Genomic DNA, 16,589 nt, shown 5'->3' with positions numbered 1-16,589 from the left:
TCAACGGAGCTCAACGGTTGCGGCAGCTCCGGTTGTGCGGCGAAGGGCCACACCGCTAGCGATTGCTTGCAGGTCGCTCGAAACGGTCAGCTAGCGATTGCTTGCAGGTCGCTCGAAACGGTCAGCTAGCGATTGCTTGCAGGTCGCTCGAAAGGCCTGCCTTCGCCGCACAACCGGGTAGGCAACGGATATTCAGCGGCTGCGGCGGCTCTTCTTGCGCGGCGGGGGCAGCAGCCCCTCGGCGCGCAGTCGAGCCGCATGCTCGGCCAACGCCTCGACCAGCGGACCGACCTGGGCGACCTCCGGCTGCACATCCACGCGCAAGCCGAATTCGATGGCCGTCTCGGCGGTCTTCGGGCCGATGCACGCAACGATGGTGCGCGCGTGGGGCTTACCCGCGATACCGACCAAATTGCGGACCGTGGAGGACGAGGTGAACAACACCGCGTCGAAGCCACCGGTCTTGATCATCTCGCGGGTCTCGGCGGGCGGCGGCGAGGCGCGCACGGTGCGGTAGGCAGTTACGTCATCGATTTCCCAGCCGCGGTCGCGCAGACCTTCGGCCAGGGTTTCGGTGGCAATGTCCGCGCGCGGCAACAGGACTCGGTTCACCGGGTCGAAAACATCGTCGTAGGGCGGGAAGTCGGCGAGTAGCCCCTCGGAGGACTGTTCGCCGCTCGGCACCAGCTCCGGGTTGATGCCGAACGAGCGCACCTTGTCCGCGGTGGCTTCGCCGACGCAGGCGATCTTCACACCGGAGAAGGCCCGTGCGTCCAGACCGAATTCGGCGAACTTCTCCCAGACCGCGCGCACCGCATTGGTGGAGGTGAACACCACCCACTGGTAGCGGCCGTCGACCAAGCCCTTGACCGCGCGCTCCATCTGCGCCGGGCTGCGCGGCGGCTCGACCGCGATGGTCGGCACCTCCATCGGAATGGCGCCGTGGGTGACCAGCCGCTCGCTCATCTCGGCGGCCTGATCCTTGGTGCGCGGCACCAGCACGGTCCAGCCGTACAGCGCCCGCGACTCCCACCACGACATCTTCGACCGCTGCGCGACCACCTTGCCGATGGTCACCACCAGCGGGCCGACCAATTCGGAGGCCGCGCTGTTGAGCGTGGCCAGGGTGGCCTCGATGGTGCGCTGCTGGCGGGTGGTGCCACGCACCGTCACCGCGACCGGGGTCTGCGGCGCCATACCGTGTTCGACCAGCGCACTCGCGGTTTCGGCCAGATGACCCGAGGTCGCCGACAGCACCAGCGGGCCGGGCGCGGCGGCCAGTGCGGCCCAGTCGACCTCACCGCGTACATCGGCCTCGGTGTGTCCGGAGCCGAGCGCGATACCGGCGAAGCTGGGCACGGCGGAACCATTGGGCAGGCCCGGCAGCACCTCGAAAACCATATGCGAGCGCGTCACCGCATTGACCTCGGCGATCACCGAATCGGTCGTCAGCGGGTCGCCCGCGACGACACGGACCACATCGTGCCCACTGCGGGCCTCGGCGATCAGCGTCTTGGCTACCTCGGCGGGGTCGCCGAGCGCGGGCCGCACGTCCACCGGACGCTCACCGTCCTCGCTCGGTTCGACCGCGATACCGATCAGGGCGAGCACGCCCTTGTCGACATCGGGATCGGTGAAGGCCAATGTCGCCCGCCCCAGCACCTCGCGCGCACGCACTGTCAGCAGTGCCGCGTCGCCGGGCCCCGACCCGACAAACAGGATCCGACCCGGATGCTTCTTGTGTGCTCGGTTCATGCCCGTACCTCGCTAGCGCTCGGCACGGACATCGCCGGGGGCGCTGTGCTGTTGATTCGCTCGCTGCGCTCGCTCATTGGTTGTTCTCCATTGGGCTGGAATTGGAAAAGTCAGTGGGCGGACTAACCGCTGATTCCGGCGTGCTGAGCAACTCGCGAGCGCCCAGATCGAGCAGTTCCCGGGCCAACTCACGGCCGAGCTCCGCGGCGCGCTCCGGAGCGCCGACCACGGAGGCTCGCAATACATCGGAGCCGTCGACGGCCGCCGCGCAACCGCGCAACGAGAGTTCGTCGACAATTCTGCCGTCATCGTCGAGCGATTCGACGACCTCGGCGATCGCGCCGATCGGCGCGGTGCAACCGGCCTCCAGTTCGGCCAGCAGCGACCGTTCGGCAATGACAGACGCACGGGTCGCGGCGTCGTCGAGTTCAGTCAGCGCCTTGATCAGTCCGCTGTCATCGCTGCGGCATTCGACCGCCAACGCACCCTGTGCGGGCGCAGGCAACATCTGCACCGGCTCGAGCGCCTCGGTGACCACGTCGAGCCGACCGATTCTGGCCAGTCCGGCCCTGGCCACCACGACCGCGTCCAACTCCCCTTCGCTGACCTTGCGCAGCCGGGTGTCGAGATTGCCGCGCAGCGGCACGATGTCCAAGCCGAGTCCGAGGGCACGCAACTGGGCCACGCGGCGCGGCGCCGAGGTGCCGACCTGGGCACCGGCGGGGAGTTCGCCGAGCACTAGACCGTCGCGCGCGACCAGTGCGTCACGCGGATCCTCGCGCGGCGGGATGGCGGCGATGGTGAAACGCGGATCCTGGGCGGTCGGCAGGTCTTTGTACGAATGCACCGCGATATCGATATTCCCGGCGGCCAGTTCGTCGCGCAGTGCCGAGGTGAACACGCCGACACCGATTTGCTGCACCGGATCCGAGGACAGATCGCCCGGGGTCTTGACGACCACCAGCTCCGCATCGTGTCCGGCCGCGATCAGGTTGTCGCGGATGGTGCCCGCCTGGGTGAGGGCGAGCAAACTGCCTCTGGTGCCGATCCGCCACGGCACGCGAATGCTGCCTGCGGTCACGTTTGCCTCTTCCTGCACGACTGTCATGCCGTCTGCCCCTGTTCTTCGCCGCGGTGTCCGGCGGTGAAGTCGTCGGCCAATGCGATCTCGCTGCCGTCGACGATCGCTTGCGGGTCGACCGAAACATCGCCGAGGAAGCGAATCGCGGTGTGCTCGTCGCTGATCGAACTGAGCTCCATAGGAGCCGCAACCGCTTGCGCCGCACCGGGTTTGAGCTCGAACAGTTCCCGCAGCGCCTCGGCGTAGGTATCGCCGCCCGGGGTGGAGGCCAACTGTTTTACGCGCACCGTCGGCGCGTGGAGCAACTTGTCCACCACGCGACGCACGGTGCGCGCCACCTCGTCACGTTCCGGATCGGCCAGTCCGGGCAGTCGGGAATCCAGGCGCAGCAATTCGGCCTCGACCACCTCGGCCGCGCGCTGCCGCAAGGCGGCGACGGTCGGGGTGACCTCCGCCATGCGCTGGCCCGCAAGATATTTCGCGAGTTCGTCGGCGACGATCGAGCGGGCGGCGACGGTATCGTCGGCGGCCGCACCGGCCGCCGGATCGCGCTGCAACGTCTCGATATCGATGACTGAGACGCCAGGCAGTCCGGCGACGGCGTGTTCGACATCGCGCGGCAGACCGAGATCGCAGAACACCAACGGCCGTTCCACCTGGCTGGCGCGCTCACGTTCGGCGAGTGCGCGATGGGTGTCGGCCAGCGTCACCACCGCGCCGACCGCGCCGGTGCAGGTGATCACGACGTCCGCGGCCGCCATGGCCTCGGTCAGGCGCGACAGTTCCATCGAATGTGCCTCGACACCGTGACTGCGCGCGGTCGCTGCCAGCCGCTTGGCCCGGGCCGACGTGCGATTCACCACGATGATGCGCCCGATGCCCGCCCGCGACAGATGCGCGACGGCGAGTCCGCCCATTGCCCCGGCCCCGAGCACCACGGCGGTCTGCCCGGCGAGCGGGCCGAGCACCTGCTGCGATCGATCCAGGGCGACCGAAACCACCGAAGCGCCGGCCCGGTCGATACCGGTCTCCGAATGCACCCGCTTGCCGACGCGCAGCGCGTGCTGTGCGAGTTCGTGCATGGTTCGCCCGACCGCCTGCTGGGCATCGGCGGAAGCGTAGGCGCCGCGGATCTGGCTGAGCACCTGCTGCTCGCCGATCACCATCGAATCCAGGCCGCTGGCGACCGCGAACAGGTGTTCGGCGGCGGCCTCGCTGTAGCGGACGTAGGCGTGCTTGGTCAGATCCGGCAGCGGCAGGCCGGAATGTTTGGTCAGCAGTTCGCCGACCTCGGCGAGACCGCCGTGGAAGGCGTCCACCACGGCGTAGACCTCGACGCGGTTGCAGGTGGAGACGATCATCGCCTCGGAGACATGACTGGAGGCGAGCATTCGATCGATCAGTTTCGGCCGGTCCGCGTCGGTGATCGCGACCTTCTCCAGAATCGAGACGGGCGCGCTGCGATGCGAAATCCCGACTAAAAGAATGCTCATGACCGCGCCTCGCCGGCGCTCGGCTCCGTCATGCGCATGGCGCGCTGGCACAGGATTCGTTCGCTGCGCTCTCTCATGGTGTAACCACCGATCCCTTGCTGGATGGCTCCGTTGCCGAATGCGAGGTCGTCGAGTGCTTGAGTGCCGGATGTCCGGCAGCGGTGTGCGCGGGCGCGCGGTGGGCGATGCGACCGGAAACGGCGTGCGCGACCTCGGGCAGCGGCGGCGCATTGCGTGCGGTCTCGAAAGACAGCATCTGCAACTCGACCGCCAGATCGACCCGGCGCACCTCCACCGTCTCCGGTGCGGTCAGCTCACACGGGGCAAAGCTCAGAATCGATTGCAGCCCGGAGGCGACCAGCAGATCGCAGACATCCTGTGCCGCGGCGTCGGGCACCGTGAGCACGCCGATGGTCGGCTTCAACGCATCGATGGCCGGGGCCAGATCGGCGACATCGCGCACCACCAGACCAGCGACAGAGCGGCCGATCACCTCGGGATGGTTGTCGAACATGCCGACCACGGTGAAACCGCGGCGCCGGAATCCGCCGTAGCCCACCAGGGCGCGGCCCAGATTTCCGGCGCCGACCAGTACCACCCGATGTCCCTGTGACAGCCCGAGCACATCTTCGATCCTGGTGCGCAACTTGGCGACGTCATAGCCGACACCCCGAACACCGTTGGGGCCGAGGAAGGAAAGGTCCTTGCGCAATTTGGCCGAATTGACACCCGCCGCGACAGCCAGTTCCTCACTCGATACGATGGCAACACCGTCGTCGGCCAACATGGCCAAGACCCGGAGATAGGTGGCCAACCGCGCCACGGTGGCCTGGGGGATGTCCTTCTGCAGAGCCCTGCCGGAGACGCCACTCGGCGCCTCATGCTGCTCTGTCACGTCGTCGGCTCCTCGTTCCGGCCTCCGGCGAGGTCCGGTTCGTCGTTCGACCTCGGGCTCGGGGCGGTCCGGTGCCATGGTCGAAGTATTCGGAATGCTGGGTTCATTACGCGGTGGATCCGCAGCCTCGGCGAGCGGGTCGCGTGCCACCACCGTAACCGCTTGTGCAGCCCTTCACAAAGTCGGTGAATTTGGCCTCATTTTCCGCCGCGACCAGCATCGCGGCGGAATCGGGCCGGATCAGCAATCCCTCAGCGAGTCAAGTCGGCCCGCAATCGGGGCTCGTCGACATCGAAATAGCTGTGCTCACGGCCGTCCAAAAGCACCACGGGAAGCCGGTCGCCGTACTCCGCGCGCAGGCCAGGGACGGTTGCGGCGGCTTCGTCGACATCGACGGTGGACGGCTCGATATCGAAATCGGCGCAGATCGCCCGGAGTTGCTCGAGCGCGGTGACGCAGAGCCCGCAGCCCGATCTCGTCAACAGCGTCACCGAATGTGTGGGATTGGTCATGGCCGATATTAAATCCCCTCGCCACGCCCCGATCGGAGCGCGCGGTAGTGCCTTAACTGTCACCGCGGCCAGCTAATGTGGTTGTGGTTCGCGCGACGGGCGGAGGTACTGGTGCCGGAACAATCGAAGGTGGCAAGGGCAGGTTTCATCGCGGGACGATTCGGTGAGTTTCCGGTGCGGTGGAATCAGGGTCGGCTCGGCCAGGGTCTGCAGGACCAGCTCGCGCGCATCTCTCGCAGCCCGTTCGGCCCGAGCGAGGAAGAGCTGCGGGCCAATCTGGCCGGTGAGGCCAGTGCCGAGGCGGCGCTGTCGCTGCACGATGCCGAACTCGCCGAAGCCGATATCGAGGCCACCGGGCCCGAGGTGCCGCGGGATCTGACCGCGGCGGCATTTTTCGATGTCGACAACACCATGGTGCAGGGCGCGTCGATCGTGCATTTCGCCCGCGGCTTGGCCGCGCGCAAATACTTCAAGACCTCCGATCTGGTGGACGTCGCCTGGAAGCAGGTGAAATTCCGGGTCACCGGCAAGGAGAACAGCACCGATATGGCCGCGGGCCGGGAGAAGGCGCTGGCATTCATCGCGGGCCGTCCCACCGCCGAGCTCGCCGCCCTCGGCGAGGAGATCTACGACGAGATCATCGCCGACAAGATCTGGCCCGGCACAAGGGCTTTGGCACAGATGCATCTGGACGCCGGACAGCAGGTCTGGCTGGTAACCGCGACGCCGGTCGAGCTGGCGCAGGTCATCGCGAAGCGACTCGGGCTGACCGGTGCGCTCGGTACGGTCGCCGAGAGCGTGGACGGAAAGTTCACCGGGCGACTGGTCGGCGACATCCTGCACGGACTCGGTAAGGCGCATGCGGTGCGTACGCTGGCGATCCGAGAAGGCTTGAACCTCAAGCGTTGTACGGCCTACTCCGACAGCCACAACGATGTGCCGATGCTGTCGCTGGTCGGCACCGCGGTAGCGATCAATCCGGATTCGGACCTACGCGAGGTAGCCAAGAATCGCGGCTGGGAGATCCGCGATTTCCGTACCGGACGCAAGGCAGCCAAGATCGGCGTGCCGACCGCGCTGGCACTCGGCGCCGCCGGCGGTGCGGTCGCCGCGGCGGTCACCCGGCGCCGCGAGCACTAGCCCGTGAACGGGTTGCGGCGCTTGGTGAGCAGCTTGTAGAGGGTCTGCTGAATGGTTTCGCGGACCTGGTCGGTGACCTCGAACATGGTCATCGGATCGTCCGCGTCCTCGGCCTCATAGCCGGTGGTCGCGATCGGCTCGCCGAATTCGATGTACCACTTCGACGGCAGCGGCAGCGCACCGAGCGGACCCAGATGCGGGAACAGCGGCGTCACCGGGAAGTAGGGCAGATTGAGCAGCCGGGCCAGCGGCTTGATATCGGCCAGCTTCGGATAGATCTCCTCCGAACCGACGATCGAGCACGGAATGATCGGCGTGCCGGTGCGCACCGCCGCCGCGACGAATCCGCCACGACCGAAGCGCTGCAGCTTATAGCGATCGGTGAACTGCTTACCGACGCCCTTGAAGCCCTCGGGAAATACCCCGGTCAATTCCCCTGCGCGCAGAAGCCTTTCGGCGTCCGGATGGCAGGCCAGGGTGTGTCCGGCCTTGCGGGCGAGCACGCCGAGCACCGGCGTCTCGAAGACGAGATCGGCGGCTAGCAGGCGCAGCGCGCGTTCCTTCGGATGCCGGTCATGGATCGCCAGTTGCAGCATCAGCCCGTCGAGCGGGATGGTGCCCGCGTGGTTGGCGACGATCAGCGCACCACCGGCTTCCGGAATATTCTCGATCCCGTTGACCTGCACCCGGAACCAGTAATCCGAGAGCGGCCGCAGCGCGGGCAGGATCAACGATTCGAGCAGATGTTCGTCGAATCCGAATTCGTCGATCTGATAGTCGCCGGTGAGCCGACGGCGCGCGAAATCCGCAGTGCTGCGGATCTGCTTGCCGATGGCGCCGCGCAGCATATCCGACACCGAACGCGGCGGCGGGGGTTCGGCGGCCGCGAGACGTTCGGTCAGCGACGTCACCACCGGGCTGGGCGTGACCTCGCCGGTCAGCGGCTCCGGCCAGCGCCGCGGCGTGGTCCGCTGGCGCGTTTCGATATTCAGATCGTGGAGTTGGATGACTTTCGCTACGTCATTCATGTATGTGCTCCCGTACCGGCCCCGAGCAGGCCGAGCAGTTTATGTTCTGCGGCATCGATCCACGCTGGATCGATGACGGGCCGCGACGCTGCGCCCCCAATGAAGTCGTCGAATGCCTGCACCGTCGTCCAGCGCGGGACGAACTCGAGTTCGGTGCGCATGCGGGTGGTGTCGAGGCCACAGCCGAAATGGAAATAGTCGATCTGCTCACTCGTGAAATCACGCATGATCGGGCCCATGATCGCGCGGCCCGCGGTGCGGAAGACCGACCACGGGATCGGCAGCTCGATCCGCCCCGCACGCCGGATCGCCTGCGATAGCACCAGTGCGCCGTCCCCGGCGATGTTGTAGGTGCCGCCGGGCGCCTGCCGCGCCGCATGGGCCATCGCGGCGATGGCGTCCTCCTCATGCAGCAACTGCAGCCTGGCATCGCGGCCGAGGACCGTCGGCGCGACCGGTGAACGCAGATACTGCACACCGCGGCGGGCCAATCGCGGGCCGACAATGGGCGCCAAACGCAAAATGGAAGCGGCTATATCGGGACGGCGCCGAGCGAGTCCGCGGACGAATCCTTCGATTTCGATCATGTCGCGAGCAAACCAACCACTCGGTGGGGTTCGCGCGCTCATTTCTTCGGTGAATTTGGCGGGATCCTTCGCACTGCATCCGTAGACCGCAGACGTCGAGCGCACCACCACGCGCCGCACCGAAGGCGATTTCTGACAGACCGCGAGTAGCTGCATCGCGCCGAGGACGTTGAGATCCTTCATCACCGCCCGGCCGCCGCCGGCCGGCGGATGCGTGAGCATCGCGACGTGTACAACGGTGTCGACCTCATTGCCGCCGATTACCTTGCGAATCAAAGGATTTCGAATATCGGCGCGGACGAATTCGGCGCGGCCCATGCGCCGTTGCAGCTCACGACTCGGGGTCATGGTGTCGACGGCCAGGATGCGTTCGATGTTCTGATCCTGGGTCAAACGGGCGACCACGTTGCCGCCGAAGAATCGGCTGGCACCGGTCACCATAACCACTTTGGGTGTATGTCCATCCCGTATCTCAGAACCCACCGCACCGGATCCCAACTGTGACAGCCCCCAATTCTGTTTACTGCGGTACCAGAGTAACCGGTCGACTGCGATGCGCAGAGGGTATTAACCAGCTTCTAACGATGACTTCAGTCACCTGATACATGAGCAAATTTCAAAATTCGCTGTTTCAAAAAGAAAAGCCCGCCACCAATCGGTGACGGGCCTCTCAGCTAATGCGCAGCTACTCACTTGCCGAGTTTGCGCCGCTGAACACGCGTGCGGCGAAGCAGCTTGCGGTGCTTCTTCTTCGACATGCGCTTGCGGCGCTTCTTGATCACAGAACCCATAGGGTTGTCCTCGCGTTCTCTCTACTCGGCGCGCACGCCAATCACGTACGCCTATTTCAGCGTCCGCGCCGCCAGCTGGCACCGGACACCACAAAGCGGTGCCGCCGGCAGGCGCACACGAACCGAGGATTCATCCTACCGGGACACCGTCAAGCTGATGAAACCGCCTCATCCAGCGTCGAAGTAGGACGTCTCCAAATAGTCGTGCACCGCCTTGGCATGCACCCGGAACGAGCGACCGACCCGCACGGCGGGCAACTCACCCGAGTGCACCAGCCGATAGACCGTCATCTTGGATACCCGCATGAGATTGGCAACCTCGGCGACGGTGAGGAACTGAGTACCTCCTCCGAGCACTGACTGCGACGGATTCGCCGAACCGCCTTGGGTCCGGGAACCAGCCCGGCCACTCGATGGTCCGGAACTTCCTGGCGACGTCCCTGAACTATTTGCAGACATCTTGTTAGACATCATCGCACCACTGACCTCCGGCACGTCCGCGCCGCCAGCTTCCCCACCGGCGGAACAGACACGCACGTGCTCCTTGAAGCTTAGCGGGACCAGTGGGATTACTGCGACGGGTGTGAGAAATCCGGTTTACACGCTGGGAACCGACCGGTCACCCTGTAGACGCACGATGTTTGATGAACGCCCGTCCAAGATCGCTCAGGAAGCGCTGCCGCCAGCCCCGTCACTGGCACCCTGTTCCGCGGATCGGTGCTTCGCCGCATGCAATGCCTCGAGGAAGGCCGAGCGCACCCCGCCACGCTCCAATTCACGCACCGCGGCGGCGGTCGTACCCGCCGGCGAAGTCACCGCGGCACGCAGCTCGGCGGCGGTCTGTCCGGAGCTCTCGAGCAGGGCGGCCGAGCCGAGCATGGTCTGCACGACGAGCTCGGTGGCGACGTCGCGGGTCAGGCCGAGTCCGACAGCGGCGTCGATCATGGCCTCGACCACCAGGAAGAAGTACGCGGGTCCGGAACCCGAGACCGCGGTCACCGCATCCATCTGCGCCTCGGTCACAGTTGCCACCTTGCCGACCGCGGCGAGCAGCTCGGTCACCTGGGCCAGCTGTTCCAAGCGGGCGTAGCGGCCCGGTGCGAGCACACTCATGCCCTGGCCGACCAGCATCGGGGTATTCGGCATCACCCGCACCACCGGGAAGCCGGCGGGCAGCTTGTTCTCCAGTCGCGCCGTCGGCACACCCGCCGCCAGCGACACCAGGATCTGATCGCGGTCGGCGTCGAGTTCGGCCTTGCCGAGCTGGGTCAGGACCGTATCCACATCACCCGGCTTGACGGCAATGACCAGAACATCCGCACCGACGATCGCGTCCGCGATCGAATCGGTGACCCGCACGCCGAAGCGATCGCCGATGAGTTCGGCCCGATCGGCATGTGTCTCGACGACGACCAAATCCTTCGCCGCCCGTCCGGATTCGAGCAATCCGGCGATCAACGCCTCCCCGATGCGACCGCCACCGATCACCGCAACTCTCGTCATAGCGCTAAGGCTAATCGCGCGGCAATATCGGCAGGGCGCTGGGGAACCGGTCCTAGCGCTGCTGCGGCACCAGCGCGAGCTGGCGGCTCTGTGCGACAACCGCGCCGGTCGAGTCGAGAATCAGCTGGTCCTCGTCGAACATGCGCGCGCCGACCTCGTGGCTGGTCGCGATGATCCGCAGCCAGCCGGGGGCCGGGCGGCGGCGCAGGTAGGTGGTCATCTGAACCGTCGGGGCCCAACCGAATTGGCCGAGGTTCTGCGGGACCGGCGGGCTCATATCGGCGGACATGATCGCGAAGTACATGGCGATGTCCGCATCCCGCTGGTCGCCCTCGAACGGACGCATCCAAAGACGCAGGCGCGGTTCACCTTTCGCGCCGTCGAGGAATCGGGCCCACTCCCGATCGATGAACAGTTCGGCACCGCGCGCCACATGGACGATCTTGCCCATCGACGAATCCCGGTAACCGATGGCGTCGGCGGGCGGTTCGATCGGCATATCAGCGTGCTGCTGCGCGTAGATCGGGTCGGCATCGTCGAGATGGCCGAAGGTGAACGCGGTACGCACCAGCGTGCGCCCACTCTGGATCAGGTTCACATCGACCAGGCAGATCTGACGACCGACCTTGCGGATGTGCACCTCGTACTCGACCTCTCCAGGCTCGGGCGCGCCGAGGAAATCGGAGCTCGCCGCGATGGGCGCCATACCAACCAGCGCCGGATCGGAGGCGCGCAGCCAGCGGGTGGCCGCGGCGGCGCTGGCCGCGACCATGGTGCCGCCGTGCACCTTCGGCCCGATGGTCCAGATTTTGTCGATGATGCCCAGGTAGCGGCCGCTATCCGGGTTGGCCGACAGCAGTTCGGTCAGTGTGCACACCCGACTGAAGGGTGCGTCCGTCGTGATGGCCTGCTCGAGTTCGGCGGTCAGCTCCGGCATCGTCACTCCTGTCGTCGGTCGGCCGCATCGGCGAGACGCGGCGTTCGTACAGCGTAGAACGAAGCGATTCGCGGTCGGAATTCTGCCGGCAGATAGGTGCGGCATCACACCTGGTTGGCGTGCGTCGGAGCCGGAGCGGATGCGTTGAGGTGCGTCCTGGCGAACTCCAGCGTGCGGTTCAGCATGTCCGTACGGCCCTGGGTGGTGCGCGCGTTCTGGGTATTGATCTCGGCGACCGCATGACCGGCGAAACCCGACCGCAGCAGTGCCGCGCACAGCTCGACACAGGGCTGGGTGCCCTCGCCCGGCACCAGATGCTCGTCGTGGGCCGCGCCGCGGCCGTCGGCGAGATGCAGGTGCGCGAGGCCCTGGCCCATCCGCGCGGCCAGCGCCAGCGGATCGGCGCCCGCGGTCGCGGTATGTGAGATATCGAGGGTGTAGTGCCGGAATCCGGTATCGGTCGGATCGTAGGACGGACTGAACGCGGTCAGGCCGGGACCGGGTCCGCCACGGCGCTCCAGCCGCTTCGCCGAGCCGGTTTTGCGGCCGAAGAGAGTGTCCGCGCGCATGGGGAACATATTCTCCACCGCGACGATGACGTGGCTGTGCTCCTCCAACTCGGCCACCTGATCGGCGAAGCCCTGCGAATATCTGCGCTGCCAGCGGAACGGCGGATGCACCACCACGGTGCCCGCACCGAGCGCCTCAGCGGTGCGCACACTGCGCTCGAGTTTGGCCACCGGATCCGAACCCCACACCCGCTGGGAGATCAGCAGGCACGGTGCGTGAATCGCCAGTACCGGCACACCGTATTTGCGGGAATAGGCCTGAACCGCGGCGATGCTCTGGCTGGCCGGTTCGGCCCAGACCATCAATTCGATACCGTCGTAACCGATTTCGGCCGCGTACTGGAAGGCCGACTCGGTGTTCTGCGGATATACCGAGGCCGTCGAGAGACCGACGAGGATCTGCTGACCGCCGGATCCACCGGCCGCTTCGACCGGCGAATGGGGTTCGGTGCGCACGTCGGGATCTGGAGCGCGCCCTGTGGCCGCGCTCGCCGTTCTGGTGTCGTCCGCCTGCCCGATGTTCCCCACAACCGCTCCCTGCTCAGTTCGTACTGAGTAGAAAGGCTAGCGGTCCCAGGGTGACGAAGATGCCGACAACGACGGCTATCACCGTGCTGAGAATGTCATCGGTGCGCCGCAGTATTCGCACCAGTGCCACCAAGCCCAAGATCACGATCATCGCCAAGCACAGCGCCACCCAGGGCAGCATTTCCCACATGCGCTCGAAGCCCTTGAACAGCAACATTCCGGCGACCGCCGCGCCGGTGCTCTGACCGCCCAGAATCATCCACTGTCGGCGATTGGCGTCGTACTCGGACTTGCGTGCGATCCGCGAGCGAGCGCGTCTCGGGGACAAGCGGGAGGCGAACGAATGTTCCGAATCGACATCGTCACCGTCGAAATCCTCGTCGTCGTCGAGGACATCGCCGGTCGGGAACGGTTCATACACATCGGTTAGACCGTCGTACACATCATCCGGCTCGACGGGCTTTGATCTGCCACGTCGGCCACGCCCGTTGCGCTCCGCGGCGCGCCCGTTCGCCCGCTGGGCCTCGGCGCGCTCGACCTCGTCGCGCAGCAGGTCGCCCGCCACGGTCTGGCCGGAGACGAGCTGCTGATCCTGACTGGCCAGTGACCACCCGGCAGTTGGGACGCTCTCTGATTCGGGCGCACTGTTATTGGGCGCTACGTTTCTTCGCGCCGACCAGGCGGGCAGAGCGCGGTCGGGCGGACCATCGCGCCGTGCGGATCTTCGCTGATCCGGCGGCTCGGGATGACCTCCGCGCGACGGACCGTCCGGCAGCGGGGATATCGGCAGCGGCGCGGATTCCGGTGTGAAGCCATTGGTGGACGGCGACCATGGAGCGGTCGATGGTCCGGCGTTGTTGGCCTCGGCTTCGGCTGCCTCCGCCGCGCGTCGCCGGGCGGCCCGACCGCCGGATCTCGATCCGTTCGGCGGGCTTTCGGGCGGGGCGCCCATGTTTCGGCCGAGATCGCGCAGCGGCCGTACATCGGTGGTCTCCTCCGCCGGTTCGGCGTGCCGATGTCGGCGGCCGGTGCTTCCCGAGCCGACCGCCCCATCGGCCAGCGGGTCCCGCGCGTACGGATCGGGAGCCGGGGTGTACGGATCGGGAGCCGGGGTGTACGGATCGGGAGCCGGAGCGTACAGATCCGATATCGGCGTGGACAGCGGCTCCGCGGGCGCGGCATGCCGCGACGACGAATCCGGCATCTCCCGCCCAGGCATGACTCGGCTCGAATATCCCGGCGGGGGCAGCGGATCGGCCGGTGCTTCCGCAGGGGCGTAGGCCGAGAGTGGGTCGTACCGGGTGATCGGCCCCGACATCGGCGAGTAGTTGGGCAAGTCGGGTGCGGCGTAGGGCGCCGGATCCGGCGCGGCATACGAAGTGGGTTCCTGCGCAGGCGTTTCGAAACCGGACGCGTACCCGCCCGACTGGAAGCCGGAAGGTTGGTAACCCGACGCGTCGTACCCGTTCGCCTCGTACCCGTTCGCCTCGTACCCGTTCGCCTCGTACCCATTGGCTTCGTACGCGACTGGCTCGTACGCCGGTTCGTCGTCCTCGGGTGCGGCGTGCGCCGAATGGCCACCGCCACCGCCACCGCCGGCCGGAATGGCGGGCAGATCACCGGTCAGCTCGGCCACCGAGATGCCGCGACCACTGCGCCGCCGCCGTCCGCCGCCACCGGCGGATGCGCCCTGCTGGCCATTGCGTGCCAGCAGCTCGGCAACCGAGAGCTGCTTGGAATCCTCACTCATGACGACACCGTTTCCATCGGGCCCGATAGACCACCGCCGGGCACCGGCTTACCGCTCGTTTCCACAACGACACCCGGCAAAGCCGTAGCTCTCGGTCCGCCGTTCATATCGGTATCCAGTTTGCGCAGGATCAGCCCCTCGCGCAGTGCCCACGGACAAATCTCGAGGGTATCCAGCGATAGTGCCCGCATACTCGCCTCCGCGACCAATGCGCCAGCCACCAATTGCTGTGACCGATCAGAACTTACGCCTTCCAATTCTGCACGGTCCGCCGCCGTCATTCTCGAGATGAAGGCAATCAGTTGGCGCAGACCTGAGCTGGTAAGTGTACGGCGCACCCGCAACCCGGCCGAAGAAGGTGCCGCTCCGGTCAACCGGGCAAGCGACCGAAACGTCTTCGAGGTACCGACCGCCAGATCCGGTTTTCCGGTCTCCAGCAGCTCTTTCGCCGGTGCGACGAGCTCCGCGTCGAGCCAATCGCGCAGCACCGCGACGCGGCGCTTACCCGGCGGATCCTCACGCAGCCACTCTCTGGTCAACCGTCCGGCACCGAGTTGCAGCGAGACCGCGAGATCGGGTTCCTCGTCGCCGCCGTTGGTCATTTCCAGTGAGCCGCCGCCGATATCGAGATTGAGGATCCGCCCCGCGCTCCAGCCGTACCAGCGGCGCACGGCGAGGAAGGTCAGCCGGGCCTCGTCGACACCGGAGAGCACCTGCAGTTCGACACCCGTTTCGGCGCGGACCCTGGCGAGTACCTCATCGGAGTTCGCGGCCTCACGCAGCGCGGAGGTCGCGAACGGCATCAGCTCCACGCAGCGGGAAGTCTCGGCGATGCTGGCGAATTCGGCCACCGTCGCGATCAGCCGTTCGGCCCCCTGGACGGTGATGCAGCCGTCGGAATCGATATTCTCCGATAGCCGGAGGGTGGCCTTTGTCGAGCTCATCGGCATCGGGTGACCACCGCGATGGGCGTCCACCACTAGCAGGTGGACGGTATTGCTTCCGACATCGAGTACCCCAAGCCGCACATGAATACGGTACTGGGTGATCCGGCCCTTTAGCCCAGGCGACTGAACTGTTAGCGTCCTGAAGTGTGACGGTAGGCGCAACGAACAGCGGCTCCAAGAGGCCCCGACCAGCGGGAAAGATCGATCCGGCACCGGAGGTCGATCTCGACTTTCCCCGTGAATGGATCGAGTTCGTGGATCCAGCAAACGACGAGCATGTGATCGTCGCGGATTTGACCTGGTTGCTGTCGCGCTGGACGTGCGTTTTCGGAACTCCGGCGTGTCAGGGAATTCTGAGCGACCGCCCCGATGACGGCTGCTGCTCGCACGGCGCGTTCCTCTCCGACAAGGACGACCGCAAACGATTGACCAATGCTGTGAAAATGCTCACACCGAGCGACTGGCAGCTGATGGATGAGGCGACCGACGCCGACGGCAAGATCACCAAGAAGGGCTATCTCGAGCTCGACGAACTGGAGGACGAGCCCGCGCTGCGCACCCGCCGCTTCGACGGCGCCTGCATTTTCCTCAACCGCCCAGGCTTCGAGGGCGGCGTCGGCTGCGCGCTGCACACCATGGCGCTGCGCAAGGGCATCGAGCCGCTCGAGGTGAAGCCGGACGTGTGCTGGCAGCTGCCGATCCGGCGCACCCAGGACTGGGTGGAACGCCCGGACGGCGCGCAAATCCTGAAGACCACCATCACCGAATACGACCGGCGCGGCTGGGGACCCGGCGGCGAGGACCTGGATTGGTACTGCTCAGGCTCCCCCGACGCCCACGTCGGCACCCGTCCGGTGTGGCAGTCCTACGCTCCCGAACTGAAGGAATTACTCGGCGCACCCGCCTACGAAGAGCTGGCCAGACACTGCAAACGCCGCGAGGGACTCGGCCTCATCGCGATCCATCCCGCGACCGTGCATGCAAATCGAATGAGATCCGACGACCACGTCACAGACCAGTCGGCGTGACCTATCTGGGGTGACCTATCTGGGGTGATTCACCTGCCCGCCATG

General features: G+C 66.4%; 16 protein-coding genes. 2 read left to right on the top strand and 14 right to left on the bottom strand.

Features of this window, described 5'->3' with window-relative positions; genetic code table 11:
• Window positions 1-192 precede the first annotated feature (192 nt).
• The 5 genes from ACIBJI_RS01125 to ACIBJI_RS01105 all read right to left on the bottom strand — a co-directional run bounded on the left by ACIBJI_RS01125 (window position 193) and on the right by ACIBJI_RS01105 (window position 5,736).
• Window positions 193-1,755 (bottom strand): bifunctional uroporphyrinogen-III C-methyltransferase/uroporphyrinogen-III synthase, encoded by a 1,563-nt coding sequence (locus ACIBJI_RS01125; protein WP_364356214.1) that lies wholly within the window; start codon window positions 1,753-1,755, stop codon window positions 193-195.
• 73 nt (window positions 1,756-1,828) lie between these two features.
• Window positions 1,829-2,863, bottom strand: a complete 1,035-nt coding sequence (hemC, locus tag ACIBJI_RS01120; protein WP_396958294.1) for a hydroxymethylbilane synthase — start codon at window positions 2,861-2,863, stop codon at window positions 1,829-1,831.
• A complete protein-coding gene (locus ACIBJI_RS01115; RefSeq protein ID WP_396958293.1) occupies window positions 2,860-4,329 on the bottom strand; it encodes a glutamyl-tRNA reductase in 1,470 nt (489 codons plus the stop codon). Before ACIBJI_RS01115 ends, hemC begins: the two co-directional genes overlap by 4 nt.
• Window positions 4,330-4,402: 73 nt before the next feature.
• Complete coding sequence (locus ACIBJI_RS01110; RefSeq protein ID WP_364356223.1) at window positions 4,403-5,224, bottom strand: redox-sensing transcriptional repressor Rex; 822 nt, start codon at window positions 5,222-5,224, stop codon at window positions 4,403-4,405.
• 251 nt (window positions 5,225-5,475) lie between these two features.
• The gene (locus ACIBJI_RS01105; protein ID WP_364356226.1) at window positions 5,476-5,736 is read right to left on the bottom strand and encodes a glutaredoxin family protein; all 261 of its coding nucleotides are present in this window, start codon (window positions 5,734-5,736) and stop codon (window positions 5,476-5,478) included.
• Between the two features lie 129 nt (window positions 5,737-5,865).
• Between ACIBJI_RS01105 and ACIBJI_RS01100 the strand changes: the two genes are divergently transcribed.
• The gene (locus ACIBJI_RS01100; protein ID WP_040696263.1) at window positions 5,866-6,876 is read left to right on the top strand and encodes an HAD family phosphatase; all 1,011 of its coding nucleotides are present in this window, start codon (window positions 5,866-5,868) and stop codon (window positions 6,874-6,876) included.
• Here the strand turns inward: ACIBJI_RS01100 and ACIBJI_RS01095 are convergent.
• The 9 genes from ACIBJI_RS01095 to ACIBJI_RS01055 form a co-directional block, all read right to left on the bottom strand.
• Window positions 6,873-7,904, bottom strand: a complete 1,032-nt coding sequence (locus ACIBJI_RS01095) for a lysophospholipid acyltransferase family protein (RefSeq protein WP_364356229.1) — start codon at window positions 7,902-7,904, stop codon at window positions 6,873-6,875. The genes ACIBJI_RS01100 and ACIBJI_RS01095 overlap by 4 nt on opposite strands.
• The gene (locus tag ACIBJI_RS01090) at window positions 7,901-8,932 is read right to left on the bottom strand and encodes an NAD-dependent epimerase/dehydratase family protein (protein WP_364356398.1); all 1,032 of its coding nucleotides are present in this window, start codon (window positions 8,930-8,932) and stop codon (window positions 7,901-7,903) included. The genes ACIBJI_RS01095 and ACIBJI_RS01090 overlap by 4 nt, the downstream gene beginning before the upstream one ends.
• Before the next feature lie 248 nt (window positions 8,933-9,180).
• Complete coding sequence (locus ACIBJI_RS01085) at window positions 9,181-9,282, bottom strand: 30S ribosomal protein bS22 (RefSeq protein WP_003402602.1); 102 nt, start codon at window positions 9,280-9,282, stop codon at window positions 9,181-9,183.
• Between the two features lie 168 nt (window positions 9,283-9,450).
• The gene (locus ACIBJI_RS01080; protein WP_364356232.1) at window positions 9,451-9,741 is read right to left on the bottom strand and encodes a helix-turn-helix domain-containing protein; all 291 of its coding nucleotides are present in this window, start codon (window positions 9,739-9,741) and stop codon (window positions 9,451-9,453) included.
• A gap of 207 nt (window positions 9,742-9,948) precedes the next feature.
• The gene (proC, locus tag ACIBJI_RS01075) at window positions 9,949-10,785 is read right to left on the bottom strand and encodes a pyrroline-5-carboxylate reductase (RefSeq protein ID WP_397082653.1); all 837 of its coding nucleotides are present in this window, start codon (window positions 10,783-10,785) and stop codon (window positions 9,949-9,951) included.
• A gap of 52 nt (window positions 10,786-10,837) precedes the next feature.
• Window positions 10,838-11,722, bottom strand: a complete 885-nt coding sequence (locus tag ACIBJI_RS01070; protein ID WP_397082651.1) for a thioesterase family protein — start codon at window positions 11,720-11,722, stop codon at window positions 10,838-10,840.
• A 104-nt stretch (window positions 11,723-11,826) separates the two neighbouring features.
• Entirely contained in the window at window positions 11,827-12,690 is an 864-nt protein-coding gene (locus ACIBJI_RS01065; RefSeq protein ID WP_397083033.1) for a sugar phosphate isomerase/epimerase family protein, read from the bottom strand.
• Between the two features lie 142 nt (window positions 12,691-12,832).
• A complete protein-coding gene (locus ACIBJI_RS01060; RefSeq protein ID WP_397082649.1) occupies window positions 12,833-14,569 on the bottom strand; it encodes a hypothetical protein in 1,737 nt (578 codons plus the stop codon).
• Window positions 14,566-15,597, bottom strand: a complete 1,032-nt coding sequence (locus tag ACIBJI_RS01055; RefSeq protein WP_364356244.1) for a Ppx/GppA phosphatase family protein — start codon at window positions 15,595-15,597, stop codon at window positions 14,566-14,568. Before ACIBJI_RS01055 ends, ACIBJI_RS01060 begins: the two co-directional genes overlap by 4 nt.
• A 65-nt stretch (window positions 15,598-15,662) precedes the next feature.
• Between ACIBJI_RS01055 and ACIBJI_RS01050 the strand changes: the two genes are divergently transcribed.
• On the top strand, window positions 15,663-16,544 hold the full coding sequence (locus ACIBJI_RS01050; protein ID WP_396958291.1) for a hypothetical protein: 882 nt from the start codon (window positions 15,663-15,665) through the stop codon (window positions 16,542-16,544).
• Window positions 16,545-16,589 lie beyond the last annotated feature (45 nt).

It is taken from the genome of Nocardia sp. NPDC050408 (assembly GCF_044458905.1).
Classification (GTDB): Bacteria; Actinomycetota; Actinomycetes; order Mycobacteriales; family Mycobacteriaceae; genus Nocardia.
This window is presented reverse-complemented; position numbering and strand designations above follow the sequence as displayed.

What these genes read in the sequence shown, in the direction of transcription:
- ACIBJI_RS01125 (WP_364356214.1), bottom strand. Translation starts at nt 1,755, where the DNA reads ATGAACCGAGCACACAAGAAGCATCCGGGTCGGATCCTGTTTGTCGGG.
- hemC (WP_396958294.1), bottom strand. Translation starts at nt 2,863, where the DNA reads ATGACAGTCGTGCAGGAAGAGGCAAACGTGACCGCAGGCAGCATTCGC.
- ACIBJI_RS01115 (WP_396958293.1), bottom strand. Translation starts at nt 4,329, where the DNA reads ATGAGCATTCTTTTAGTCGGGATTTCGCATCGCAGCGCGCCCGTCTCG.
- ACIBJI_RS01105 (WP_364356226.1), bottom strand. Translation starts at nt 5,736, where the DNA reads ATGACCAATCCCACACATTCGGTGACGCTGTTGACGAGATCGGGCTGC.
- ACIBJI_RS01095 (WP_364356229.1), bottom strand. Translation starts at nt 7,904, where the DNA reads ATGAATGACGTAGCGAAAGTCATCCAACTCCACGATCTGAATATCGAA.
- ACIBJI_RS01090 (WP_364356398.1), bottom strand. Translation starts at nt 8,932, where the DNA reads ATGGTGACCGGTGCCAGCCGATTCTTCGGCGGCAACGTGGTCGCCCGT.
- ACIBJI_RS01085 (WP_003402602.1), bottom strand. Translation starts at nt 9,282, where the DNA reads ATGGGTTCTGTGATCAAGAAGCGCCGCAAGCGCATGTCGAAGAAGAAG.
- ACIBJI_RS01080 (WP_364356232.1), bottom strand. Translation starts at nt 9,741, where the DNA reads ATGTCTGCAAATAGTTCAGGGACGTCGCCAGGAAGTTCCGGACCATCG.
- proC (WP_397082653.1), bottom strand. Translation starts at nt 10,785, where the DNA reads ATGACGAGAGTTGCGGTGATCGGTGGCGGTCGCATCGGGGAGGCGTTG.
- ACIBJI_RS01070 (WP_397082651.1), bottom strand. Translation starts at nt 11,722, where the DNA reads ATGCCGGAGCTGACCGCCGAACTCGAGCAGGCCATCACGACGGACGCA.
- ACIBJI_RS01060 (WP_397082649.1), bottom strand. Translation starts at nt 14,569, where the DNA reads ATGAGTGAGGATTCCAAGCAGCTCTCGGTTGCCGAGCTGCTGGCACGC.